General features: G+C 42.9%; 21 protein-coding genes. 1 reads left to right on the top strand and 20 read right to left on the bottom strand.

Annotation, left to right across the window (positions count from 1 at the left end):
* Positions 1 to 5 precede the first annotated feature (5 nt).
* The 11 genes from C170_RS26150 to C170_RS26200 all read right to left on the bottom strand — a co-directional run bounded on the left by C170_RS26150 (position 6) and on the right by C170_RS26200 (position 15,211).
* Positions 6 to 947 carry an ABC transporter permease gene (locus tag C170_RS26150; protein ID WP_051153902.1) on the bottom strand — a complete coding sequence of 314 codons (942 nt, stop codon included), beginning with the start codon at positions 945 to 947 and terminating at the stop codon, positions 6 to 8.
* A 321-nt stretch (positions 948 to 1,268) separates the two neighbouring features.
* The gene (locus tag C170_RS26155) at positions 1,269 to 2,945 is read right to left on the bottom strand and encodes an ABC transporter substrate-binding protein (protein WP_036615819.1); all 1,677 of its coding nucleotides are present in this window, start codon (positions 2,943 to 2,945) and stop codon (positions 1,269 to 1,271) included.
* Between the two features lie 42 nt (positions 2,946 to 2,987).
* Positions 2,988 to 4,649, bottom strand: a complete 1,662-nt coding sequence (locus tag C170_RS26160) for an ABC transporter substrate-binding protein (RefSeq protein ID WP_036615821.1) — start codon at positions 4,647 to 4,649, stop codon at positions 2,988 to 2,990.
* Positions 4,650 to 4,770: 121 nt separating this feature from the next.
* On the bottom strand, positions 4,771 to 6,510 hold the full coding sequence (locus C170_RS26165) for a sensor histidine kinase (RefSeq protein ID WP_036615824.1): 1,740 nt from the start codon (positions 6,508 to 6,510) through the stop codon (positions 4,771 to 4,773).
* Positions 6,492 to 8,078: a response regulator transcription factor gene (locus C170_RS26170; RefSeq protein ID WP_036615827.1), complete on the bottom strand. Its 1,587-nt coding sequence runs from the start codon at positions 8,076 to 8,078 to the stop codon at positions 6,492 to 6,494. Before C170_RS26170 ends, C170_RS26165 begins: the two co-directional genes overlap by 19 nt.
* A gap of 105 nt (positions 8,079 to 8,183) precedes the next feature.
* Entirely contained in the window at positions 8,184 to 8,417 is a 234-nt protein-coding gene (locus tag C170_RS26175; protein WP_036615830.1) for a hypothetical protein, read from the bottom strand.
* A gap of 304 nt (positions 8,418 to 8,721) precedes the next feature.
* Complete coding sequence (locus tag C170_RS26180) at positions 8,722 to 11,040, bottom strand: glycoside hydrolase family 95 protein (RefSeq protein WP_036615832.1); 2,319 nt, start codon at positions 11,038 to 11,040, stop codon at positions 8,722 to 8,724.
* Positions 11,041 to 11,326: 286 nt separating this feature from the next.
* Entirely contained in the window at positions 11,327 to 11,752 is a 426-nt protein-coding gene (locus C170_RS26185) for a MarR family winged helix-turn-helix transcriptional regulator (protein WP_036615834.1), read from the bottom strand.
* Between the two features lie 137 nt (positions 11,753 to 11,889).
* Positions 11,890 to 12,630 (bottom strand): oxygen-insensitive NADPH nitroreductase, encoded by a 741-nt coding sequence (gene nfsA / locus C170_RS26190; RefSeq protein ID WP_036615837.1) that lies wholly within the window; start codon positions 12,628 to 12,630, stop codon positions 11,890 to 11,892.
* A 14-nt stretch (positions 12,631 to 12,644) separates the two neighbouring features.
* Positions 12,645 to 13,991 (bottom strand): NtaA/DmoA family FMN-dependent monooxygenase, encoded by a 1,347-nt coding sequence (locus C170_RS26195; protein WP_036615838.1) that lies wholly within the window; start codon positions 13,989 to 13,991, stop codon positions 12,645 to 12,647.
* 116 nt (positions 13,992 to 14,107) lie between these two features.
* Positions 14,108 to 15,211: a Gfo/Idh/MocA family protein gene (locus tag C170_RS26200; protein WP_036615841.1), complete on the bottom strand. Its 1,104-nt coding sequence runs from the start codon at positions 15,209 to 15,211 to the stop codon at positions 14,108 to 14,110.
* Between the two features lie 265 nt (positions 15,212 to 15,476).
* On the opposite strand from C170_RS26200, the gene C170_RS26205 reads away from it, so the two are divergent.
* Positions 15,477 to 15,821 carry a winged helix-turn-helix transcriptional regulator gene (locus C170_RS26205; RefSeq protein ID WP_036615844.1) on the top strand — a complete coding sequence of 115 codons (345 nt, stop codon included), beginning with the start codon at positions 15,477 to 15,479 and terminating at the stop codon, positions 15,819 to 15,821.
* Between the two features lie 74 nt (positions 15,822 to 15,895).
* On the opposite strand, the gene C170_RS26210 is transcribed toward C170_RS26205, so the two are convergent.
* The 9 genes from C170_RS26210 to C170_RS26255 all read right to left on the bottom strand — a co-directional run bounded on the left by C170_RS26210 (position 15,896) and on the right by C170_RS26255 (position 26,831).
* Positions 15,896 to 16,693, bottom strand: coding sequence for a hypothetical protein (locus C170_RS26210; RefSeq protein WP_036615847.1), 798 nt, complete (start codon positions 16,691 to 16,693; stop codon positions 15,896 to 15,898).
* A 776-nt stretch (positions 16,694 to 17,469) separates the two neighbouring features.
* A complete protein-coding gene (locus C170_RS26220) occupies positions 17,470 to 18,432 on the bottom strand; it encodes a sensor domain-containing diguanylate cyclase (protein ID WP_036615852.1) in 963 nt (320 codons plus the stop codon).
* A complete protein-coding gene (locus C170_RS26225; protein WP_036615855.1) occupies positions 18,425 to 19,060 on the bottom strand; it encodes a chemotaxis protein CheC in 636 nt (211 codons plus the stop codon). The genes C170_RS26220 and C170_RS26225 overlap by 8 nt, the downstream gene beginning before the upstream one ends.
* Positions 19,050 to 19,424 carry a response regulator transcription factor gene (locus tag C170_RS26230; RefSeq protein WP_036615858.1) on the bottom strand — a complete coding sequence of 125 codons (375 nt, stop codon included), beginning with the start codon at positions 19,422 to 19,424 and terminating at the stop codon, positions 19,050 to 19,052. The genes C170_RS26225 and C170_RS26230 overlap by 11 nt, the downstream gene beginning before the upstream one ends.
* Positions 19,425 to 19,706: 282 nt before the next feature.
* Complete coding sequence (locus tag C170_RS26235; protein ID WP_017688457.1) at positions 19,707 to 20,609, bottom strand: carbohydrate ABC transporter permease; 903 nt, start codon at positions 20,607 to 20,609, stop codon at positions 19,707 to 19,709.
* A 12-nt stretch (positions 20,610 to 20,621) separates the two neighbouring features.
* Positions 20,622 to 21,587 (bottom strand): ABC transporter permease, encoded by a 966-nt coding sequence (locus C170_RS26240; protein ID WP_036615861.1) that lies wholly within the window; start codon positions 21,585 to 21,587, stop codon positions 20,622 to 20,624.
* A 112-nt stretch (positions 21,588 to 21,699) separates the two neighbouring features.
* Positions 21,700 to 23,355, bottom strand: coding sequence for an extracellular solute-binding protein (locus C170_RS26245; RefSeq protein WP_036615864.1), 1,656 nt, complete (start codon positions 23,353 to 23,355; stop codon positions 21,700 to 21,702).
* 139 nt (positions 23,356 to 23,494) lie between these two features.
* Positions 23,495 to 25,036: a response regulator gene (locus tag C170_RS26250; protein WP_051447405.1), complete on the bottom strand. Its 1,542-nt coding sequence runs from the start codon at positions 25,034 to 25,036 to the stop codon at positions 23,495 to 23,497.
* Positions 25,037 to 25,049: 13 nt separating this feature from the next.
* Entirely contained in the window at positions 25,050 to 26,831 is a 1,782-nt protein-coding gene (locus C170_RS26255) for a sensor histidine kinase (RefSeq protein ID WP_036615867.1), read from the bottom strand.
* Between the last annotated feature and the right edge of the window lie 2 nt (positions 26,832 to 26,833).

Here is a 26,833-nt window from a genome sequence, read left to right on the forward strand (position 1 = left end):
TCCTTTTAGAATAGTCTGCTCTCTCCCATTTTTTTGGCTATATAGTTCGCTGAGAAAAGGAAGATGAAGCTGACCACCGTTTTGAATATGCCAGCTGCTGTACCTAAGGAAAAGTTCCCCATCCCTAATCCATATTTCAGTACAAAGATGTCCAGATTCTCCGAATAGTCCATATTCATCCCGTTACCCAGCAGATATTGTGGTTCGAATCCGGATTCAAGAATACTTCCCATGTTCATGATCAACAAGATCACAATAACCGGTTTCAAGCCAGGCAGGGTGATATATAACATCCGTTTGAAGCGACTGGCTCCATCAATCTCGGCAGCTTCATATTGCGCCGGATCAATTGCCGTAATCGCTGCCAGATAGATAATGGTGTTCCAACCGACATCTTTCCAGACCTCAGTTGCCCCCAGAATACCCCAGAAGTATTCTCCTTTCCCCATCCATAGTACCGGACTGTCAATCAGGTGAAGCTTCATCAGCAGCAGATTGATAATTCCATCTGGTGACAGGACTGTTAATACAATGCTGGAAGCAACCACCCACGAGATAAAGTGAGGCAGATAACTGACGGTTTGCACAAAACGTTTAAATATGACATTTTTCAGCTCATTCAGCAAAAGGGCCAGTGTAATTGCTGTAACAAATCCCAACACCAGTTTAATGGAACTCATAACGAGTGTGTTTCGCAGCACCCGGTAGAAGGTATTGTCCTCAAACAAGATACTAAAATGATGCCAGCCTACCCACTGCTGATCGGAGAAGGACCTCGCCGGTTTGAAATTCTGAAAAGCCATGGTCCATCCCCATAACGGCAGGTACTTGAAGATAAAAGCCCAGATGACAAAAGGAATACACATCCAGGCAAGCGTTCGTTGCTGCACAAGTCGCTTAAAGAACGAGTGTGCTCTGGTTCCCTTCGGACTCGAGGCTGGAGGCATCGAGTTAAGGGAGACATTAGGTTTCTCCACGGTGAACCTGCTCCTTTCCTGTGCTGTTATTCATGCGAGGAGAAGCCGGAGTTTATGCTCTTTCGTCTTCTCCTGCGCATGTAACAGTTTGTTTTAAAGAGGTTGTTCAAAAAGTCCGCTTTTGAACACGAAAGACGCCTTGCGGCATCATCAGCATCGAATATGGAATTCAGCCGAAATGTCCGTTGCTCACGTAGTTTTCCCTACGCTCCGCTACTCCATTTCTAGCTTCATCCCATCTTCTTGGTACTGAAAACCGGTCTTATTGAACACGCACTTAAAGTGTTCGTATTACCATTTTCCTGCAACACGATCCTTCACAACTTTGGTAATGGTCGCTTCATAACCAGCTTTATCCAATTTGTTCAGTTCAGCCATGTAGGCATCCCACAATTTATCAAAATTCGATGGCGCTCCCAAGATCATCTCCGGCAAGTATTTACGTTGCAAATCATCCGATTTGGTCGTGAAGATCTGTTCAGGTGATCCTTGCTCCAATGCGATGGACCATGCCGGGAACCAAGGCCGCTCTTCCGGTTTGTTAAACAATTCACTAAAGGTTTGGATACCGTAGGCTTCAAGGAATTTCTTATCTCCCTCGGTGTAAGATGCAGCGGCCACTTCCGGCTGGTTGCCAGGGCTATAAGCGTTACCATCGGTTAGTGTAGATTCACCGCCATATTTCGGCCAGTCTGTCCCAAAGTAGGTGAACCCGAATTTACGGCTGAGCTCCAGATCATCATGAGCCTTGCGTTGATCTTCATTTGCATAATAGAATCGGCCCTTTTCATCCACACTGTACGTCTCATCCTTGATTCCCCATTGCACCAGAACCTGATTCTCTTCCTTCAGCAAATTATCAAAATATTTGATGATACGAACAGGGTCTTTGGCATTCACCGAGATACCTGTTGCATAGTTGTTGACAAAGCCGGGAGGATCCACATACTGATCCTTGATTCCTTCATCAAACACAATCGGAAGTGGAGCGTAGCGCTTCTCATCAATGCCTGCAGAGAGCAAGTTTTTCGATGCATCCCCAATCTGCCAGCCATAATTGAAGTATCCTAACACACGACCCGAAGTCAGCTTGGCCAAATACTGGTCTTTGTTCATCGTAAAGGATTCCGGATCAAGCATACCTTGAGCATTGATCTCATTTAACTTCTGAATCCATTTTTTCTGGGCATCTGTTCCGGCGACAACTTTTGCCTCATGGGTAGTCATGTCCACCATAACACTGCCATCGTTCGGATAACCGGCAAGATGCATCGCTGGATTTTGCAGTGTGAAGAAGTTATTAGCCACACCCGCAAGTGACACAAATCCGATTGTGTCTGCACCGTCGACAGTTGGATGTTTTTCCTTATAATCCTGAATTAGATCAAAATATTCATCCAGTGTAGTGATCTTGGGATAATCAAACTCTTTGAGCACAGATCGTTGAATCCAGAAAGCTCCTCCGCCCACATTTGGACTACCTGAATACTCACCCTGATTAGCCGTATAAGGCAGGGCATAGATTTTACCGTCTTCGGCATTTTTCATTTTATCGAAATATGGTCCATACACCCTTTTGATATTAGGACCATATTCCTCAATCAGATCATCCAGCGGAATATAGGCCCCGGCATCCAGTAACTTGGACATCTCACCACTGGAGCTAATGACATCAGGATAGTCTCCACTGGCAATCATGACGCCGGCTTTTGTAGCACTATCACCTACCAGATATTCCATCTTCCAGTCCACACCCGTCTGCTCTTGCAACGCTTTACCGATGGTTGTTTCGCTTGCCAGAACATCCTTCTTGCCTGGAGAGAACATGTAATACGAGAACGTGACTGGACTGTTCTCATCATCACCTGTGGCTGAAGGCGCTGATGACGAACTGTTCTGACTGCACCCAGCCAGCAAAGCTGTTAGTAATACAGCTAAACCCGCTGTTCTAAATTTTGGTTTTAACATGTGAATATTCCCCCGTTCCGTGTTTTCTCTCGTGGATTACACTCACCATTTGCCAGCTACACGATCCTTAACTGCCTGTGTTATCGTAGCTTCGTATGTTTTCTTGTCGAGTTGATTCAATTGACTCATATATTCATTCCATGTGTTCTCGAAAGTGGAAGGCGAATCCATAATCATTTTGGGTAAATATTTCTTCTGGAGGTCTTCTGCCTTGGTGATAAAAATCTGTTCAGGAGAGCCCTGCTCCAGTGCAATAGACCAAGCAGGAGACCAAGGACGCTCATCCGGTGTGCTGAATAGTTCTGTGAATGTCTCCACACCATATTTCTCTAACAACAGCTTGTCACCGTCCGTGTAACTAAAGGTAGCCACTTCTGGTTGGTTGCCCGGTCCATAGGCGTTGCCATCCTCCAGCACGGAGTTATTCCCGTAACGAGGCCAGCTGTAATTAAAATAGTCAAAGCCGAATTTACGACTTAATTCCGGATCTTCATGTGCTTTGCGTTGGTCATCATTTTCAAAGTAAAAGCGGCCCTCATCATTCACACTATACGTCTCGTTCTCAACACCCCATTGAACCAGAATTTGGTTTTCTTCCTTGAGCAAATTATCAAAATATTTAATAATTCGCACGGGATCTTTGGCATTTACGGTAATTCCGACACCGTAGTTGTTCACAAAACCTGGCGGGTCCACATACTGGTCTTTGACGCTGTCATCAAATACGATCGGTAGAGATACGTATCGTTTATCGTCAATACCAGCCTTCTTGAGGTTGTTCGTTGCGTCTCCAACTTGCCAGGAGTAACTGAAATATCCCAGCACCCGACCGGACGTCAACTTGGCGAGATACTGATCCTGGTTCATTGTGAAGGATTCTGGATCAAACATCCCCTGTGCGTTAACCTCGCTCAGCTTCTGAATCCATTGTTTCTGATAATCAGATCCGGCTACCAGTTTGGCTTCATGACTCTGCATATCCACCATCACACTGCCATCGTTTGGATAACCTGCCAGATGCATAGCCGGATTTAGCAGGGTGAAAAAGCTGCCCGATTCACCAGCAAGTGTGGCGAAGCCGATGGTTTCTTTTCCATCGATCTGCGGATGCTTTTGCTTGTATTGCTCAATCAAGTCAAAATATTCGTCCAGCGTTTTGATCTTGGGATAGTTAAACTCTTTTAACACAGCACGCTGAATATAAAAGCCGGTCTGAAAATTAGGCTCTGACACATAACCGATGTTGGCAGTGTATGGCAAGAAGTATATCTTTCCATCCTCCTGTCTGAATTTGTCCATATAAGACCCGTATACCCGCTTGATGTTAGGCCCATATTGATCGATCAGTTCATCCAGCGGGATAAAAGATCCTGCATCCATCAATTTGGCCATTTCACCACTGGAGTCGATGATGTCGGGGTAATCCCCACTCGCAATCATTACACCTGCCTTGGTTGCACCGTCACCGACCAGATATTCCATCTTCCAGTCAACGCCTGTTTGTTCCTGTAGCTTCTTGCCAATGGTCGTGCTGCTTGCCAGAATGTCCTTCTTGCCACCGCCAAACGTGAAATATTTAAAGGTGACCGGGGTGTTGTCATTACTGTCAGGATAAGAGGCTTCCGGGCTGGCTTTATTACAACCTGCCAGGGTTACAGCCAGTAAAATGGCCAGACCTGTTATAATGTTTTTTTTTCTAAACATGTAGCAAATGCCCCCTTAAAGTATTGTTTGTGTCTTTAAGCCTTCTCAATATATCAAGATAGCGCTTTCAAAGTTACCCATGAAAGTGTACCTCCTACTTTGAAAAGTATATCCCTCGTATTTAGTCGCCTGGCATGGCTGATGGATCAAGTGGAAGCTTAATTTGGATACGCGTACCTTCTCCTTCCCATGTCTGGATGTCGAATGTAAAGTGATTTTTATAACAAAGTTTTAAGCGACTATACGCATTTTTCATGCCAACATGCTCTCCCATATCGGTGTTTTGATCCAGGTAACTTAACAACTCTTCTAATTTTGCTTGTGACATCCCTATACCGTTATCCGTTAGTCTGATATGGAGCTGTTCATTTTCCATTGAAACAAAGAGTTGAATGATGCCTACACCCGGAGATGACTCAATTCCATGAATACTTGCATTCTCAACAAAGGGAAGGATAACCATCTTGGGGATTCGGTACATCAGTACCGCAGGATCTGCCTCAATGGTATATTGGAGTTTTTCTCCAAAGCGGTATTTCTGAATTTGCAAAAAACTCTCGATGAGTTCCAATTCTTCCTTCACTGTCACATCATTCTGATTCCAACTAATCGACTTGCGAAACATCTTGGCCATGTTATGCACGATTTTGGCAGTCTCTTTCTCACCTTTGATGAGGCTCCGCATACGTACCGACTCCAGCGTATTAAACAAAAAATGTGGGTTGATCTGACTATGGAGCGCATGAAGTTGTGCTTCCTGCTGCTTCAACTCCAGGTCTTTCTTTTGGATGTCGGCGAGATATACCTCATGAATCAGGTTATGGATCGTCTCGGTCATTCGATTAAATTCCATCGTGAGTTGACCTATTTCATCTCTTGCATCTTCAGGCGGAATCGTCTGGAAATTCTGTGTTTTTACTTTTTTCATATGTTTTAGAATACGCACCAGCCTGACATGGATGGATCTGGACATCGCCGCGATGATAATAGAAGGCAGGACAAAATTAATGCAAGCCAGCCATACGACGAAGGAACGGGACTTCCGCACCTCCTTCAACACAATTTCTTCATCCATCACTCCATGCAGGGACCACCCTTCCAGATAGTTAATACCTGTATACGTAATCTCAAAGGGAATCATTTTGTTTGGAAACTGGATCTCGCTGTAACGTTTCCCTATCTGAGCTTCTTCTGCTGTAGGATCATTTGAAAATTGGATGTGTCCCCCCGGATCAAGAAGATACACTTTTCCATCAAATCCGCTGTTGTGAAAATACTGCTTGATCATATCCATATTCAGGTCAATTTTAAGTAACTGCTCTCTCCCCCCAGTGTCCAGATTGTCGAGCCTTTGAACCAGACTTAACATCTGATCCGATGAGATCAATGCCGGATAAGGGGCGGAGTATGCCTGAAATTGAACGTACCAGTCCGAGTTGCGGACATCGTCAGTTAAACGATCAATATAACCGGAAGATAAAATGGTAGAATTATCGGTATACACTTGATACCAGCGAATTCCCTGATTCATTTGACCGGAGAATTGCCCTTTTAGATAGGAATTATAAGCGTCAATGTACTCAAAATGACTTTGAAATGAACGGGAGATGGTGTCATTGAATACAGGGTCAGTATATAACGAATAAGAGAGGCCGACGCCCTGATCAATGGTTACCCGCAGGTCATTCTTCAGATTGTTCAGTGCCATGCCGGCATCACGAGTTTTCTGACTGCGAATATTGGCAGATGTGACATTGTAGAACACCACATTGGTAACAACGATGGGAATAAACACAGATAAGACATACATAAGCAGTAGCTTATCTCGAAGCTTCATGTAATTCAGGTTCCATCTTGGCATTGTGCACCTCGCTGCTCATTTCCCATAAGGAGATTGCGATACTCTGTAGGTGATAACTTAACCAATTTCTCAAACTGAGTTACAAAATAATCCGCATTCTGAAATCCTACACGTGCAGCAACCTCGTACATTCTCAGATCCGTCTGGCGCAATAACTTCTTCGCTTCATGAATCCGCAGGTTGAGCAGATAGTCATTAAAGTATTGATTGTAACTTTTGCGGAATAATCGCCCAAGATAAACGGGGTTCATGTAGAAGAGCGCAGCAATGCTTTTGAGATTGATGTTCTCGGTATAATTTGCATCAATATATCGTTTGATCTTGCTGATATCACCTTTGGATCGCTCCATCCGCAGATGAGAGACATAATCCTCGGCTTCCTCCAACGCGATGAGAAAAGCATCTTTCAATAGTCGTAAATTCCAACCTTCATGACTTTGTTGTGCCAGCTCCTTCAGTTGTTGCAACCCTTCATCATTACCGCCCATTTCGTGGACCACAGCGAGAATACCCGTTATATAACGCAAAAGAGAACCCGATACAGCCTGAGAAGAAAATCGATTCATATGAAACAATTTGAATTTCTCTTCTACAATCTCGTGATAAGCTGACCTATTCCCCTCTTCCAGGCTCAGAATTAATTGATCCACCTCGTCTTGGTATACATTAAAAACAAACAGCCGTTTGTCCTTGATCTCCGTATAACGTACGACACCACCAGTTTCAGCATATTTATGCTTGGCTGCTTCTTCAGCCGCCATAAGGGATTGTGGGACATCACCAATTTCTTTGACAAGTGTTCCTGCGTAAAGACCGATATCCAGGTTAAACCTTTTGCTCAGTGTTATATGAATATTATGCAGTTTATCCTGCAACGCCGGACCCCCTTGATGATGATCAGGCCACAACAGTAATAAAGCAAACGTGCCGCGTTGTTGCTCACTGATGAACATTTTACATAAATTACTCTCCAGAGAATGTACTGCTTCACGTAGCTGTTCAATCGTAATTTTAATTGCATCTAATCCGGTCTGAAGTTCAATCAAAGTCATGAGCAGACTGGAGTTACGATTGATCCCAAGCATCTCGGCATATCGATGTTCATCCTCCTTCTGTACATGGCCTTTGATCACATCCTCCAGCATGATGTTACTGGCCTGTCCCTCAGCTAAAAGAATATGTTTTCTTTTATTGCAAATCAGATTAGCTGACTTCTGCAACGTCGCCGTCAGTTCTTCATCATCAATAGGCTTCAGGATATAGTCATGAACACCGTACCTGATTGCTTGCTGTGCATATTTGAAGTCATGATAACCACTGATGATAATGAACACAGGTTCCAGATGTGGCATTTTCTCTACGGCACGTATCAGTTCCAGTCCATCCAGGATTGGCATGCGGATATCTGTTATAATCACGTCTGGTTGCAGGCTTTCAATCAGATTTAATGCCTCTGCACCGTTCTCTGCCTCTCCGATAATCTCCATGTTAAGATCCATCCAATTTATGAGTTCATACAGCCCTTTTCGTACATACATCTCGTCATCTACCAGTAATACTTTTAACATCCGTGTGTCCCCTTTCCTCCAACGAAAATAAACCGCCGGTAGCGTCTCTCCCTTTCGGCGGAATGAATCTAATATGGTGACTGTTGTAGTTATTGCATAATACATTCATTCATGTCGTGCATAATCCCAATAGTCGCCAACGAGGCCTTCAATGATCGATCCACTGGCCCATGGCATCAGGCAAAACCAGGTGCTGGCTGGCGTACCATCCGCATATTTTTCAGTGACCAGTCCTTCCGAATGACAGAAGCGTTCAGACATCCATCCTTTTTTGCCATAGCCATATTCTTGATCATAACGATTATAGGTCTGACAACCCCACCCGATGGTATTCATCATGCTAGGATGGTTACATTTTATAGGTTCATGTCTGCAATTTCATTGCACAAACGGCTATATTTATTGCGCGAAACGATAAGGAAGTCATATATCTGATATGAATGAGACCTCAGAATACCTGTTTGATCCAATCCAGAATGAGCTGTTGTTATCTTCGTCGCTAGTCGCCGTATAGAGCTGTCGAAATCTTATTTGCATTGAGCAAAAACACGCCAACACTTGCCTATATCTTATCTCAGCCAAAAAAAAGAGCGAATACCGGCAGTTTTGTCAGCCGGCATTCGCTCAGGTAATCAGTAAGTTCTTATTTGTTATTCCAGTCGTATCCTCTTAGTTCAATTATTGAATTGGGGCCAGGAAAGGTTAATTCTATCTTTTGGTCCAGATAGGATACGGTTACTCTTGATTCTGCAATAGAGCGAATTCTGGTATTGAATAGACGACCATTATTCCATTCCAGATCTATTTCAAATCCGCCACGAGCCCGAATACCACGAATATATCCTTTTGGCCAAGCTGATGGCAAAGCAGGTAACAATCTGATTACTTCGTTATGACTCTGAAGAAGCATCTCTGCTATACCTGCAGTACCTCCAAAGTTCCCATCAATTTGAAATGGAGGATGGTCACAAAACAGATTGGGTAACGTGGAGGAACGTAGAAGTTCAACGATGTTATCGTGTGCAAGTTCCGACTCCTCTAATCGTGCCCACATGTTGAGAATCCACGCCCTGCTCCATCCTGTGTGTCCACCACCGTGTTCCAGTCTTCTGTCGAGTGTTACACGAGCCGCCTTGGCGAGATCAGGCGTTGATTGCAACGTAATTTGCGTTCCAGGATGCAAAGCGAATAAATGGGAAATATGCCTGTGGCCCGGTTCCAATTCATCATAATCGTTACTCCACTCTTGGATCTGGCCATGTTTGCCAATGGAGGTCTCCGGTATTTTGGTTAAAGCACTACGGAGTAATTCTCCGAATTCCTGATCTTCTCGCAAAATTTGGGTGCTTTCAATGCAACGCGAGAAGAGTTCTCTAATAATCTGATTGTCCATTGAAGCACCAAAACATAAAGCCCCCGACTCTCCATTATCTAATATATAGCGATTTTCCGGTGAGGACGAAGGACATATCACCCAATTGCCGGAAGGATCCTCTATTAGATAATCCAGAATAAAGATAGCCGCATCTTTCATCGTGGAGTAAACTTTTTTGAGAAATTGAACATCCTTATTGTATTCATAGTGGTCCCATAGATGTAATGAAAGCCATGCTCCTCCCATAGTCCAAAACGTCGATGTCATGCATACATCCTGCGGAGCAGCGTCTGCCCAGATATCCGAGTTGTGATGAGCAACGAATCCCTTGCAACCATACATGGTTCTAGCGGTTTCCTTTCCCCGGACTTGCAGTCGATCTATAAAATCAAACAATGGAACGTGACATTCAGACAGATTGCAGCTTTCTGCAGGCCAGTAGTTCATCTGTGTATTAATATTAATCGTATATTTGCTGTCCCATACAGGAAGCATGTCTTTATTCCATATCCCTTGAAGGTTTGCCGGTAAAGAACCTGGACGACTGCTTGAGATAAGCAGATAGCGACCGAATTGAAAATATAGACTCAGCAGTTCCGGATCGTGCTGACCAGCTCTAAGCCGCTCAAGGCGCTGATCGATTGGAAGTTCGGAACATATCACATCTTTATTTTCATCTTCGAGATGTATATCCATCTTTTCGAATAAGGATTGATAGTCCGAGACATGATCGGCGAGCAGTTCGCTATATGGTTTTGCGGAAGCAGTATCAATCCTGCGGAGGCACTCCACTTCGAGTTGTTCCTTAGGTACTCGGAAATCCGTGCAAGCCGTGATTAGAATAGTCGCTGAATCACCATTCTTCAGAGAAAGCTGACCGCTTGAATAATGAACCTGCCCCCCTTCAGATATAAGGCGAATCGCACAACAAAATCGGATTCCTTCTTCTCCCCCACTTCTTCCCCGAATGATCAAGTTATTCGTTCCACGCTTCTCGATCCGGTCCAGATAGGATTGGAAACCAACAGGATGCTTAAGAATATCGGAATAGGATGTTGATTCCAGAACAGCTCCCCTGCCAAAAACAGTGGAGAAAGATAACTTTCCAGGCACGCTTGATTTGAGATGAACAACGAGCACTTGATCCGGGTAGCTAGCAAAATAATCACGGCTGTAAATGGATTGATCTGCGGTATAATGCACGTTTACCTTGCCTTGTTCCAGATCGAGATGTCTTTGATATCCATTTGGTTCATGTTCACTGTGATCCATAGCGATATAGAAGTCCCCTAATGGCTCATAATGTCTTTGCCCGTCAGGAACACCTACCAGAGTATCTGCTGCGAGTTCTTCTGCTTCCCTAATCTTACCGTCAAAAATCAGGCTTCTGATCTGAGATAAAGATTCAAGTGCTTGAGAATTATTCCGCTGCATCGGACCACCATACCACAGACTATCTTCATTAAGCTGAATTCTCTCGATCTGTGTTTTCCCAAAAATCATGCCTCCAAGAGTTCCATTTCCGATAGGTAATGCCTCTTCCCATGTTCCAGCAGGTTGATTAAACCAGATATTTTTGGTCTTCACGTTAAAACCTCCAACGAATTATAATTCCTCACATTTTTTATATTTAGTGTGTTCCGTTTGTATGTTCTTTCAGTGTACTGTAATCTCTTAAACATCTAAATGAACAAAATTAACTTGAATTATCACAATCTTATCCCAGCATTAGAGGTATAATCGTAAATTCGGAAACGGACAGTACAAATTCTTGTTCCGGGCAAGAAAGTATAGCTATTGGCAATAAAAAAAGCCGCTATAATAGCGGCTCTGTTTCGTTCATTTATTTAGCTTACGTGAATCTTGGCATAAGTTATAAAATATTTCGCTCCATTTGTTGCATGAATTGCCTCAATATCAGCCGATCTTCCGAAGAAATGGATTGAAGTAGTTTCTCTTGTTGCTCTCTCCATTTATACTCAACCGGTTTTTCTAATTCTTTGCCCTTATCGGTTAGAAAGATACGCATGATCCTTGCATCCTGTACATCACGCTTACGATATATAAATCCGTTCTGTTCCAGTGATTTGACCATGTTTGTAACCGTTGGTGGTTCGCATTTCATATGTTCACTTAGTTGCATCTGTGTTACCCCATCACCCAACCACAGCCGATACAACAAATTATCTTGCCCTACATAGAGATTAAGTTCCCGAAGAGATTCACTATAATTTCGTCGCATTTGGGAGGAAATTCGGTCTAAAGACTGTCGAATTTCACAATCTACTGTATCTGTCATGAACGATCCCTCCCTACATCCGAATTATATTTAGCAGACTAAATGTATCATGGAGATATACAGGTGTCAATTCACCTTTGTGTCGTCTTTAAGGGCCTTTTCCTATCCAAGTTTCACCGGAAAGATTGGTTTAGTCCTTATTTTTTGGCAAAACCTTGCTTGTTCAAATAGGTCATCATTTGCGGTTGAATACTTCTCTCGAGGTGATCCTGGATATGGGCACTCCATCCTTTTACTTTTTTTACGGTGAAAGGGGCTCTCGTCGGACGATTTTCATAATACTTCAGCATGGTCTCATCATAGATTGCTAATTTCTCTTGATCCATTGGTTGGTATTGATTATCAAGCAATACCATGGATTGAGGGAGCCGAGGTTTCAGTTCCGGCTTATCTCCAGCTGGATTACCGATACATAATCCCACCAGAGGGATAACATATTTAGGTAAATCCAATGCGTCAGATAGTTCGCTAATATTAGCTCTGACCCCACCAATGAACACTCCGCCAAGTCCCATCGATTCAGCCGCGGTTAACGCATTTTGTGCCATCAGGCCGGCATCGAATGAACCAATCAACAGAAATTCAATATATTCAATATCCACATCCGGAGCGATTTCATGATTCCGGTTGAAATCTGCACAGAAGATCCAGAATTCTGCCGCTTCTTCAATATAGGGTTGATCGACACACAGATGTCTGAGTTTTTTTCGAAGTACTGGATCTGTGATGCGTATAATGGATACCGCCTGCAGAAGACTGAACGATGAAGTTTGATTTGCTGCCTGAAATATTGCATCTATTTGTTCCTCAGTTAGGGGTTGAGATGTGTAAGAACGAAACGATGTATGGTTATGAAGCAATTCAATTGTGTTATTCATTAAAAACCTCTCCTTTATTCGTTGATTCCATGTTCCTGCAATCCGTATTCGTAAGGAACGCCCATATTCTCGCGTAGTGTTTTTCCTTCATATTCCTTATGGAACAAACCGCGTTCCTGCAAGATAGGTACTACCTGATTCACAAAATCTGCAACGCCATCAAAAGATACATCGGGCACGACTGAGAATCCGTCACATGCTTCAGCCAAAAACCATTCTTCCAAGAAGTCAGCAACCTGTGTCGGGGTGCCTGCAACAACCGGATGATAGTTGATGACCCCGTGAGCGAGAACATCCCTTACAGCGAGTCCCTCTTTTAATAACTTTAAGGCTCTCGGAGAACGTGGGTCCATGGGGTTGGCATATGCATTTCTCAACAAGTCTGCCGCTAAAGGTTGATCTATATCTACGGAGTTTACCGATAAGGGTAAACCAACCATGGAGCCGAGGTAACTTACCCTGCTGGGAATTTCCTGAGGATTAAAGCTCATAAGCTGTTTCCGACGATCCAGAGCTTCTTCCTCCGTTGAAGCCAGAGAAAACATAAAACCTGCAAACATTTTGATATCATCGGGGTTTCGACCAAAACGGGCAGCACTTTGCCTTATGGCTTGTCTGTGTTCACGGGCAGACGTAATATCATAAGGATTGGCGTACACTCCCGAAGCATATTTCCCAGCTAATTCTAATCCTTCACCTCCTCCCCCTGCCTGGAAAATCACTGGCTGCCCTTGCTCAGAGGGCGGAATGGGCAAAGGACCACGAGATGCATAATATTGACCCTGAAGGTTAATAGACTGGATTTTGTCCATATCCGCAAATTCCCCTCCTTCTACATCTAACGTCCAAGCGTCTGGTTCCCAGCTCCCCCACAAGGCCTGAACAATTTGTATGCTTTCATGTGCCTTGTCATATCGTTCTTGGCGATTTTCAACCCGGGCACCGAAATTAGCCGCCGCTAGGGGGTCGGATGTGGTAACCGCATTCCATCCCACACGTCCATGACTGATAACATCCAGTGCTTTGAACTGACGTGCAATGTTATAGGGATAGTTAAATGTTGTAGAGAGTGTAGCCACAAGCCCAATGTGTTGTGTCTCTCTTGCTACTGCCATCAGTGCCAACATGGGGTCCATAGGGAACATAGGCGTCTGTGGGCCTAAATTATTGGATAATGCTGGAGTGTCAGCGATGAAAATCATTTGAAACTTTCCTTGTTCAGCTAATTTAGCCCGTTCTACATAACTATCCATATTGGTGTAAGCTGCAGGATCCGTGCCAGGCATTCTCCATGCGCTAAATTCGGCTCCATAACCCGAAACCATCTGTAAAGCCAGTTGCATTTCACTTCTTTTTTTCATAACGATTTTCTCCTTCGTTCTGGACAGGCACAGATATTTGTGCCCTTACTATAGCGTGAATATATTTAGCATGCTAAGTATATGGATGGATCAGATTTTGTTCCGTTTAGTGAGGGTTATAGATATTGACGTTCACCGGTCTGGGCTGATTTCTCGACGGCATCCAGTAACTGATGAAGTTTCACCGCATCCGCGAAATTAGGTGCTAAGGTAGTACCTTCTTGAATATCTTTGGCAAACTTACGATAAGCCTGAGCCATGTTCAGAACAATTCCGGAGTCGTTATATAGAGAATGTGGAGCCGAGTAATAGGCATCGGGAATGGGTAGTTCACAAAGCACGTTGTCCGTAGATCCTGCACCGCGTAATTGATGTGATCCGAATTGAATGGATGCAGGGGCGCTAAGAACAATCGTGCCATTGTCTCCGAAAATTTCAAGTGTGAGTCCTGTCTGATGTTTGACTCCACCTTGAATATGAACGCTGGCTGCTGCCCCATTAGTCAATTTCCCTGTAATCATGATCTGATCATCCGTTGTTTTCTTGATGACTTTCTGAATATCTACCAATTCAACTTCTGGAAACTGTTGAGCTGTGGTGGCAGACAATTCTGTAAAGTCCCCAAGCATGTAAGTGAAGGCATCCAGATTATGGCCCCCTACAATGGTCAGCAAGTTCCCTCCAACTTTCCGGTCATACAAGTATGCACTCGACCTGTCACCAACGCCACCCATGCCATCAATGGATATCTTCAAATTAGCAGATAATACTTTACCCACATAACCTTCTGCCAATAAATCTTTTACATATTGAACGGCCGGGGCTTGTCTAGCCTGTAATCCAATCGCATTTGGCAGTTGTGCGGACGCTATCCATTCCTGCATTTCCAAGGCTTCCTCTGTATTCGACCCCAGTGGCCATTCACAATAGATTGGTTTGCCCGCAGGCACGACGGCTTTAACGGCGTTATAATGTTCCTTGACGTTAATACTGACAACGACCATATCCACATCAGGATGCTGAGCCAACTCCTCCATATTGTCAAAGCCGTGATCTGCATAGAAAGCTTCTGCGCTTTTCTTTGCACTCACCATATTACTTGTCCCAACTGCCGTAAGCTCGAACTCATCCAAATGCTGAATAGCTGGAATATGTGTACCACTCGCCCACCCGTTATTAATGGATGCCCCTATGATACCTGTACGAATTTTTTTACTCATTGTTAAACAGCTCCCTTGTTAAAATTTACAGTATGATCGAAGATCGGTTTGTCTCCAGCCCTTATCAGGCACTCATTTCTATGATATATTTATTTAGCTTGCTAACTATTCAATCGAGATAACATTAATTATTCTTTCATACTTTAGGTAAACTAAATTGTTTTGGTGTTGACACCATCATAGGTGTATTTGTTTTATTAGCAAAGAGGGCAATTTAAATGAACATAGTACATCTTTATGTACCTTTGGATCAGGAGTGATATGAATGAGAGTTTGCAATGAAGGATTTGAACAAGAGTTTATAGATGGAAAAAGTGACATGTACGCCATAGCTTTTACTCAGAATGTCCTCTCTGGACGTTGGAAATATTTTATCTTATGGTACCTAAAAGACGAAACCCGGCGATATTCGGATATCAAAAAATTCCTTGGAGATTTGTCTCAAGGCTCCCTCACAAAGCAGCTTAAAGAGTTGGAGAATGATGGTGTTATTCAACGTGATGTATATCCGGAAGTTCCTCCGCGAGTTGAGTATTCGTTAACAGACAAGGGAATGAAGTTACTACCGATCCTTGAAAAGATGGAGGACTTTGGAAAAGAATACGGCTAAGCAACTTAATTGAAATGGATAGCTTAACCCAAAAAAGCCGCAAATTTAGCGGCTTTTTTTACTCTGAAAAATTTCTATTCTACTTTATAATCAGTAACTACATCAAATTCTCCAATAATATTGTCTCCTTCTACATCATACAAATGAATCGTTCGAACAGTACCATTCACTTGTGTTTGTGCCAAGGCTTCTTCGATGGTAGTGATTTTAGGTGTAAGATCTTCAGCTTTTAGATAACCCTCGATTCCATTGGTGCCAATTGCAGCAATCAAATCGGGTTCAACCCCAATGATTGGTTCAGATAATGCTGAGCCATAGGTATCGCCCTGTGAATTGACATCATATTTAGTTTGAAGCAATAATTCGTGAATCGTTTCCGATGTTTCAGTGTTGTTTTCAAATAAAACATTTGATGAATTTACGTTCGATAACTTTAAGTTTGGCGATTTGTATCCAGTATACCGAGTGTATCCATTCCCATTATAGAATTCACCAACGTTCTGAGCATAATACGTCGTTTTAGTCGTTATTCTTGGAGAGTAGACAAAAAAACTAGAGGTTTTCGACGTATTATATGTCATGGAACTTGAAGCTGTTAAGCTTCCGCCAGATGTGTACAATCTAGCCATAGCTCCCATATATCCATTTGGAACACTTGCTGAAGCCTTCACTGATGCAACGGCTTCAGCAGTCGTACCTGTAGTGAAATTTCGAGTCCATACTTCAGATGTGAAAGTGTACGTGTGTCCCTTAATTTTGGGTGTACTATACGGTGAAGATGCAGTATTAGCCAGGACTGTTGAAGATGCCAAAAATAACGATAGAATACAAATCATTACCGTACTAACTTTCTTCGTTTTTCTCTTATTCATAGTTTATCCTCCTCATAATAAAAAATATTTGGATTATAGTTTCAATCTTTAATCCCTCTCTGTAAATATATTAAATTTATTGTAATAATTAGATTTATTTTCCTTTTATATCATAGCACTGTTCCAGTTTTTTTGAAATAGATTCGCTAGTTTTCTTGCCTTAACATCAAAGACATATTTATAAGATGTATTTCAGTCAACAATAGTGAAACCATCCACAAGAGAGTGGTTAATTCTATGTTGTTGAATGTGATATTGGGTTTTTGATCCCTATTGTTGTGTTGACTATCGCCTCTCTTCGACTTCTTCTTATTTAATAAAATCCAAAAAAGCCGCTAATATAGCGGCTCTCAATCGGGCCATACTCTGGTCCCGCTCAATATCGTGGTATCAACATTAATCTATGGTTTAATATTAGCTTGCTGACCATCAGGAGCCACCGACTTATCGTTCGTCTTCACACCCCTGCGCTTCTTGTACCCTTTAAATATGAAATACCCCACTATGATTAAGATAATCGGCATTCCGTACAGTAATAGAATATAGAAACTGAACAGCAAAAGTACGATTATCGACCCATCTATTACATTCAATATGCACACTCCTTTATAAGTATTACTGGCTGAATGATTACTACATTACTCAATAACTACTCTCTCATCTTCATATGTAAAAAAATATTATTCATAGAAAAAACATATTTTTTCTTATGTTAATTGTATAGACAAATAAAGTTGCTATTATAGCAACTTTATTAAATGACATTCTTAGATTTCTTAAGCATTTTCAGGTTCATAGATTCCATAACCATTCTTGCCATTCTTTTTAATCTTGTACATGGCTCCATCCGCATGTCTCAGAAGTTCGGAAGGCTCCTGTCCATGCTTGGGAAATAGGCTGATACCAATACTCATCGAAAGGTTGATATAGTTTCCGGCAATTTTGAAATGGGTACTGAATGCAGCTTCCAATCTTTTGGCGATGACTTCAGCATCGTGATCATCTTTCAGATGGCTTAAAATGATGAATTCGTCCCCGCCAAGCCGAGCTACAGTGTCCGCACTTGGAATTGTTTCACTTAATCGCTTTGCCATTTCCAGCAACACTTGATCGCCAACATGGTGTCCATATGTATCATTCACTTGTTTAAACCCATCAGCATCCACAAACATGACGGCTAGTTTGTTATGGTTTCTTTTGGCATTACTGATGGCCCAGGCAAGACGGTCATTATAAGCAAGACGATTAGGCAGACCGGTAAGTGGATCATGCAAAGACAAATGCTTGCTGATTTTCTCGGAGATTTTGATTTTGGCGTACTCCGTCTCCAGTTCTTTGATCAGATTTTTAAGTTTATATACCCTGGTATTGGTGTTAGTCATGTCAGTAATCTGAATAAGGGCGTAACTCCGATCTTCATGATAGAGCGGTTCAACATGCATATTTTGTCTGAATAATTGTTCATCCTCTCCTTCATTAGGAAGAATGAACGCCTTATGTAAAGCGCTTGAGCAAAATCTGCTCTGTCCATGATACAGCGCATTTTGCAAAATATTTAAATACATGTTCGACTTAAACCGTGGGCAGATCTCAAGCAGATTCAAGCCTACTACCTCTTCTACATTCTTGCCAGTAAAGCGCTCCAACCAGGCATTCCACACAACAATTTTTAAATGCCTGTCCACGATCATTATTCCCATATGGGCTTTGTTCAAAGCTTGTGAAATAAGATTATCCATTGCCCGCCTCCAACAAAGCGTCCATTTTGGCCAGCAGGCTCGATATGGAGTTCATACTCAGTGCTATGACAATGATACCTGTCACATCCGTATCGGCAAGTAAAAACGAGGTATGTAAAACCAGGACATAAACTTCATTCTGAAGCAATATTTGTTGATCGGAATTGGTGACATAGATCAGTTCAATATCAGGCAGGACGTATTCCAGTTTGATCTCGAGGAAATTACCGAATTCTCCAATAATGGCGTTAAGCAGGACATTGCTAACTTCCTTCAAAACGTCCAAATCCGTGTCCATCAGGTTCGGATCGTTCGATATAACGCTCTCACCCAGTTCTCCAAGACAGATGTTTGCCAATACTTTAGCCTGCTCAACAGGAAACATCAGAAATGCTTTTCCCTGAAATTCGTATCCAAACTGTAAAGATGACCTAAACAGGTGACCTTCACTAAAGAAAATATTGTATCTTCGATCTCCAGGATCAACATCGGATATGGAGATTAGTTCCACTTCCGGAATATTCAAAACGATACGCTTGTCTACAATCTCTGACAACATGTTAGCCGCTTGTCCCACGTAAACGTTCACTAGTTCAGTAAGCAAATCCTTCTGTAAATCATTCAGCATGATAGGCCGCCTGAATCAGTTGAATCATGGTAGTTGCCTTCTCTGCGGTTAACGGTTTATTCAAAAAACCAGAAATGCCTAACATTTCAACTTCATCCCTAGTTGTCTTCTGAATATCTGCAGATAAGATAATAATTTTGACATTGCTATCCGTTTCTCGAATCATTCGAAGCATTTCTTGTCCGTTCAAACCAGGCATCAGCAGGTCAGTGGTTATAAAATCAGGTTGAAATTCCTTAAATAGGTTGTATCCTTGCTCTCCATTGTTAGCAATCTGAATCTCGCATTCTGGAATATGATCAACAATCAGCTTTGTAAGCAATTTCTGTACGAAAATGGAGTCTTCCACGATTAGTACTTTCATTTTCTCTTCAGTCTCCTTGATAAAATGGTAAGAGCTCGGGATGGTCAGGCGCTGTGGACAGTTCTTGATATAGGGCTTTCGCGCGCAGTGGCACCCTGAAAAGAGACTGACTGGTGAATCAAGTAAATATAAATTATAGTAACTTTAATTTAATTGTCAACAACATTATTGAATAAGTTCGATTCGTGTGCAATTGACATACTAAGGTCCGCCGTTTAAAAAACATAAAAAAACGGTCACCTAGTGACCGTTTTTGATCGGTTATCTGGAACTGCATTAAGTTTACTCTTTTACCCCTCCAAGCTGCAAGCCATGAACGAAATACTTCTGCAAAAATGGATATACAACTAAGATGGGTAATGCGGCAACAATCGTAATCGCTGCCCGAATAGATACAGGTGTGACCATGTTACGCGCAGCACCAAGATCTGCACCATTGGCAACGGCTGCACTGCTGTTGGAATTCATAGAAGATGATAATAGTTTCATCAACTCATATTGCAGCGTGCTCAGGTTTTGTTTGGAAGATGCATACAGAAACGTATCAAACCAAGAATTCCATTGACCGACTGCAATGAACAGTGCAACAGTAGCGAGAACCGGTTGGCACAGCGGTAGAATAATGGAAATGAATGTTCTGAAATCTCCAGCACCATCAATTTTGGCGGATTCGATCAATCCCTCGGGTAGTGTCTGGATATAGGTTCGAATAACAATCATATTAAATGCACTGATCAGCCCAGGAATAATGTACACCAGGAAGTTGTTTAACAAATGTAAATCTTTCATTAGGAAGTAAGTTGGAATAAGACCTGCACTAAAATACATCGTAAGAACAACTGTAATGGTAATGGGCTTTCGTAATATATAATCTTTTCGGCTTAGTGTGTAAGCCAGCATGGAGGTTAAGAATAGACTTAAAACTGTTCCCAAAACCGTTCTCGCCACAGATATACCAAAGGCGCTGAAGATGGTCCCTCCTGCAAATACTGCTCTGTAGTTTTGATCTGTCCATACCCGAGGCCACAGATAAATCCCACCCCGGATGGTGTCATTACCGGCATTGAAAGATACGGCGAGTGTATTCACAAACGGATACAGGGTAACAATCGCGATTGCGATCATCAGTATACCATTTAACGTATGGAAGACAATCGGTTCAAGCCGAGATTTATTGATTCCCATCTCTAGTCCCCCTTATATTAATCGGTCTTCCCCGAGCCGTTTGGAAATTGAATTCGCCGCAAAGATCAGCGTGATACTAACTACTGTTTTGAAGATACCTGCCGCAGTAGCCAAAGAATAATTCCCGATCTGTAGTCCGTATTTCAGGACAAATATATCTATCGTCTGTGACCAGTCGACAACCACACCATTACCTAACAGATACTGAACCTCGAATCCAGCTTCCAAAATCCAGCCCATATTCATGATCAGCAAAATGATAACAATGGATTTGATTCCGGGTAAGGTCACATACAGCATTTTCTTATATCGGTTCGCACCATCAATCTCTGCCGCTTCATAGAGGGAAGGATCGATAGACGTGATGGCCGCCAAATAAATAATGGCATTCCAGCCAACTTCTTTCCATACATGGGATGCGCCTACAATGCCCCAGAAGTATTCCGGAACGCTAAGCCACATTATAGGTTCTTGAATGATATGCAGCTTCATGAGTACCACATTCACAATCCCACCATCTACAGATAGTGAACTTGCTACGATACCTGTCACAATAATCCATGAGAGAAAGTGAGGTAAATACGATATTGTTTGAATGGTTCGTTTATATAACTTATGTTTGATCTCATTAAGTAAAATGGCAAATATAATTGCTGTCGCAAATCCGAGCACCATATTGATGACGCTCATCGCAATGGTATTACGAAGCACGTTAAGAAATGCATCGTCTGTTAACAAAAACTTAAAGTGTTTGAGCCCGACCCATTCCTGCTGCGTGAAACTCTTCGCAGGACTGTAATTCTGAAAGGCCATAACCCAGCCCCAAATGGGATAATACGAGAATACGAGAATGTACGCAACGATGGGCAATGACATGAACATGAGTTGTCTTTGTCCGCGCAATCGTTTTAACAGTGGTGCTTTGGGAACGACTGTACTGGTGGTTTGCTCTGGTATGGCTCCAGGCGTGTTCGCCATCTTTCACTCCTCCTATTGGCTTGCAGCGACTTTAAGGATGATGTCCCCGGAAGGCACTCGCCTGAGTAATCCTTTGGTTGATACCTTCCGAGAGAATCATTGCCGCATTTTTTTATTTAACAGACCAGTTCTCGATTCTCCATTTCAGTTGATCATTAATTCGATCTTCATAGGATTTAACATCGATCTTCTTGTAAGCGTCTACATATTCAGTCCAAATGTTATCGAACTCATTCGGTTTTGACATGATTGCTTTAGGCAAGAATTTCAATGAAGTGTCTGTCATTTGTTTGTTCGCTACCGCAGCATCAGAGCCTTCTTTCAGATCGACCTGCCATGCTGGATAGTACACTGGATTTTCTGGTGCAGGAGAGAAGAAGTCACTCCACGTTTTGAAGCCGTATGCATCCAGAAGTTCTTTATCTTCCGGTTTGAGGTTGTCATAGAATTCCTCAGGTTGGTTGATCGCTCCAATTGCATTGCCATCTTCAAATGTTCCTTCAAGCTTCGGTGCAGCAGCGTAGAAACCTTCAGCTTTGTTAACCAATCTCCATGCTGGATCATCCTGCTCTGTCCGTTGCTCTGGTGTACGATAGAATCTTCCCTCTTCATTCACTTGATAGTCTACACCCTCTTCACCCCATGACAAGAGCTTCTGGTACTTCTCGTCCATAAGCTTATCGAGGAATTTGATGAGTGCGACAGGGTCTTCGGCATCTTTACTGATACCAAAACCATTGTTCAAGTTAATGACCGGACGATCCAGATAATGATCTGTGATACTTGTATCATAGACAAGCGGGAAGCCTACGTATGTCTGGCCAATTTTCCCCTGTGCTACGAGTGGGTCTTCGCCGGCTTGGAAATTCCAGTGCTGATCGAACATACTAAGCACACGTCCCGAAGAAATTTTGGCCAGATATTGATCGTAGTTCTGAACAAAGGCTTCTTTATCCAGCAATCCCTCGTTGTACAGATTGTTTAGTTCCTTATAATACCGTTTGGAGATATCTTTGTCGGCAAAAACGGTTGCGACTCCACTATCATCTACGACTACGCCCCCGTCGTTGGGGTGACCCGTAAGATGTTCAGGTGGGTTAAGCAAAGGGAACGTCCGCCAGTCTGAAGCCAATGTAGTGAAACCAATCGTTGGTTGACCATCAATAGTTGGATTCTTGGCTGCATAATCACGGACCAACTTTGTGAAATCATCCAACGTTTTTGGAGTTGGGTACCCGGCATCCTTCAGTATGGACTTTTGGATCCAGAATGCAGGACCAGAATAATAGTTACTAATGAACTCTCCTGTATACACTCCATAGTTAGGCAACCAGTAAATATGTCCGTCACTGGAATCTTTCATCCGGTTCCAGTCTTTACCGAAATGTTTCTTCAGATTAGGTGCATGCTCTTCAATGAGATCTTCGAGCGCAATAACCGCACCCGCTGAGACCAACTTGGTGTCTGCTGTGATCAGATCCGGGAAATCGCCCCCGGCAATCATAACGCCCAACTTCTGTTGAAGATCACCTACTAGAAACTCCATCTCAAGATTAACGCCGAGTTCATCCTGAATCTTCTTGTAGATTCGGTTATCTTTAGCTGGCGCCTGATTTGGCGTTCCGATAAAGGCCGAGATGTTCAGTACCTCTTTCCCATCCTTTGTAGTCGCTTTCTCATTGTCACCGCTGCATCCTGCCAGTGCCAAACTCAAAGCCAGAACGAGTGATACGGAACCCCAAAGCTTCTTTTTCTTAAGTCCCCCCATGTACTTGCCCTCCTTGGAAGTGGTATGTCTTACTGTTTTTAGTATGAAGAAATGTATGCGGTTACAAAATATATACATTTAAGGTCTACCCCCCTGTAATTGTAGGTCTTATTCAGGAGGGGTTCTTCTTTTTCATGGATCAATTCGCATACTTTTGCCTGTATTCTACTGGTTTCATGGCTGTTCGTTTTTCGAAGTGTCTGAGAAAATGCTGGTAACTGCGGTACCCTACTTGCTCCGCAATCGCACTGGATGTTTGATTCGTCTGCTGGAGCAGACGCTTCGCTTCTTCCATTCTTAAATCATGTACTACCTCGATTACACCCTTACCATACTTTCGCAAAAAGGATTGCCCTAAATGGACAGGATTCACGTAGAATCGTTCTGCGAGCTCCTGGATCGTAAATGTCTCCCTGTAATGCATCTGCACATATTCAGCAACCGTCGCCTGGATGCCACCCATTTGCCTCTCCCGGAAAATGGCCAGTGCTGACTTGCATTGCAAACAGAAATGTTCCAGATTGTTAGCAACCTCTTCTATATTTCGATGGCCCTTCTCCAGAATTCCGCTCGCCAATTCATTCATTAGAGCATTAGGTTCTCCTCCTAATTCTCTACACAGGGACAGTCCGCGGAATATAATATGGGTAGAGAAAATATGTACAATCTCTGGCGCAGCCTTCATCTGTACAAACAGTTCAAAAGCACTCCGAATCGCAGACGAGAGTTCCTCTACAGAACCGTTTTCAAGCAAATCGCAAATATGGTCCACCTCTGACAGCGTTTCTGGATCAAACTGCCAATTTTCCAGCTGAATATCTTCGGCAAACAAAAGACGCTCTTGATTAAAAAACAAATAACGCCCAACTTCCTGAGCGGAGCGGAAGGATTCAGATAAATGCTCCAGTTTGTTGACCGTTAATCCAACCGCGATATGAATATCTCCGCAGCCGTTATGTTGCATATTATTCATCAAACGCTGGGTAAAAGCTTTAATTGCTTCAAACGTCTCATTTCTATTATTCGTTTCCTCCCCCCATACAAGCCCCAATGAGTCTCTTGTTCTGTCTATCACATAACAGCAAGTTGTTTCTTCAGCCGTTTGTTCGACTACTGAACAGACTTCCTGAATATCTCCCTGAAAGGCTATCCGCAGGTATGCCCAATGGGACTTGTTTAAACGAGGACGTATCTCTGACATCTCCTCCTCCGATATATTTTGCTTATCCTTAATCAGTGCGGACAAAAACGCTTTGATCCTTTGCTCGTTTGCATGTTCCCTTATACGCTCCTGGGTTTCACGCTCCTGCAATTGCATACGGAGACGGACCAACATATCCTCTGCTTCTGTACTGTCAACCGGTTTGGTTAGATAGTTGGAGACACCTAATCGAATAGCTTGTCTGGCATAATTAAAGTCACTGTATCCACTCGTGATGACAAACAGCACAGACTCATGTTCCAATCGTCGTGCTTCTTCTACAAGTTCCAGCCCATTCATCACAGGCATACGAATATCTGTCACCACGAGATCAGGTCGATCTTGTTCCATCATCCGAATGGCTTCCTCACCGTTGGCGCACACGCCTCTGATTTCAAAACCATACTTTTCCCAATTGATCAGAAGCTGTAACCCTTCAATGGCATAAGGTTCATCATCGACTAACAATACTTTATACATGAGAGTTTACCTCCTATTTCCTCTGTTCCAGCTTGGAGATCGGTATACGGTACCCTGCAATGGTTTCCTTTCCAGGTACACTGCTTAGATCAAATATCGCATTTCCTTCATAAAAGAGTTCCAGCCTGCGGTAGACATTGCGGAGTCCTACATGCTCGCCGTTCCTGGGTCTTTCAGAACGAATATCTCGCAGGAGCTCGGTTAGTCTCCCTGCATCCATACCGATTCCATTATCGATCACCTGAATAACCAGTTCAGAAGCGTTTCGACTCGCCGTTATCTTAATCTCTCTTCCATTTTTTCGCGCCTGCAAGCCGTGTTTGCAGGCATTTTCGACGAGCGGTTGAATACTCATGCGGGGAATGAGCAACGAAGCTGCATCAAGATCAACCTCGAAGGTGTAATCAAACAGCTCTCCAAAGCGAAACTTCTCAATCTGGAGATAAAGATTCGTAAATTGCAGCTCTTCTTGCAAAGGAATCAAATTGTCAGAATGACTGAGCAACTGTCTCATCAGTTTGGACAGACTTTTGATAATCTCAATTACTTCTGTATATCCATTCTTCGTACTAACGACCAGCAAAGCATTCAATGTGTTAAATAAAAAATGAGGATTCATCTGACTCTGGAGCATGGACAATTCAGTCCTCACTTGATCCAGCTCCAGATCTTTTTGGCGAATTTCCAGTTTATATACGTCATTAATCAGCGTATGAATTTTACCAATCATAATATTAAATGTACGAATAAGCCCGCCAATTTCGTCGCGGCCTTCGTGAATTTCAATCAGATCGAATCGTTCGTTACGAACCTTCTCCATATGTCTGGACAACTTGCGAATCCGATAGTGGTAGGAACGTAAAATAATGTAGATCAATACGGAGGGGACCACGATACTTAATGCGAGCAACCCCAGAATTGATTTAAAGGCTTCTTGCAGCAGGTGGTCAAGGTGACGCGTATCGGCAACTCCAATCAATTTCCAACCCTTTAGGTAGGCTAGATTCCCCAACGATTTTTCGAGCGTGTAAGCAGAATCTCCAGATTCCTTGAGCATCGATTCATTATCAAGGGGGGATAAGTCGGTTTCGCTGAATTCCCCACTTGAAACGACAGTTCGATTGTTGCTGTCCACCAGACGCAACTGAAGACTGTCTGATTCACGATTTAAAATGCTATACACCCGGCTAAGTTCCAGATCAATCTTGGAATACTTGTTGTAATTGGCATAGGAAGTATAGGTATCCATTTTGCCAATCACACTGATTCTTCTTCCCGCGTTGAATCCGGATGGCTCAATATAATCAACGACAAGAATGCCTCCACTGGTGGATTTCAGCTGTTTCAATCCAGGGAGTACATTCTTGTCTTTCATCACGATATAATGACTGCCCGTTTGAATGGTATCGTTATCTGTATAGATACGCACCTCCAGAATATTCGCTGACATGTACCGTGTTAATTTATCTCGCAGGAATGCATGGTAGACGTTGTAATAATCCACGGGGGAGTGATAGGTCCGATCCAGTGCCTCATAGAGCGAATCGTCTGCTGCAATAATTCGGCTCAGGGCAACGCTCTCATCAATCATGCCTAGCAGTTCCCCCGCAGCCCTGTCGATGGATTTACGCAGATTTTCCTGTTCTCTAATTTTGATATCCGCAGAGGTTCGTTCATAAAAGAAGATATTAATCGTTATTACAGGAAGGAGAATACTAAGTACATAAATAAGCAGAAATTTGGATCGGAGAGGAATATCATTAACCTTACTGAACATCCAGAATTTATGACGCATAT

It is taken from the genome of Paenibacillus sp. FSL H7-689, from assembly GCF_000517905.1.
In the GTDB taxonomy this organism is placed as follows: domain Bacteria; phylum Bacillota; class Bacilli; order Paenibacillales; family Paenibacillaceae; genus Paenibacillus; species Paenibacillus amylolyticus.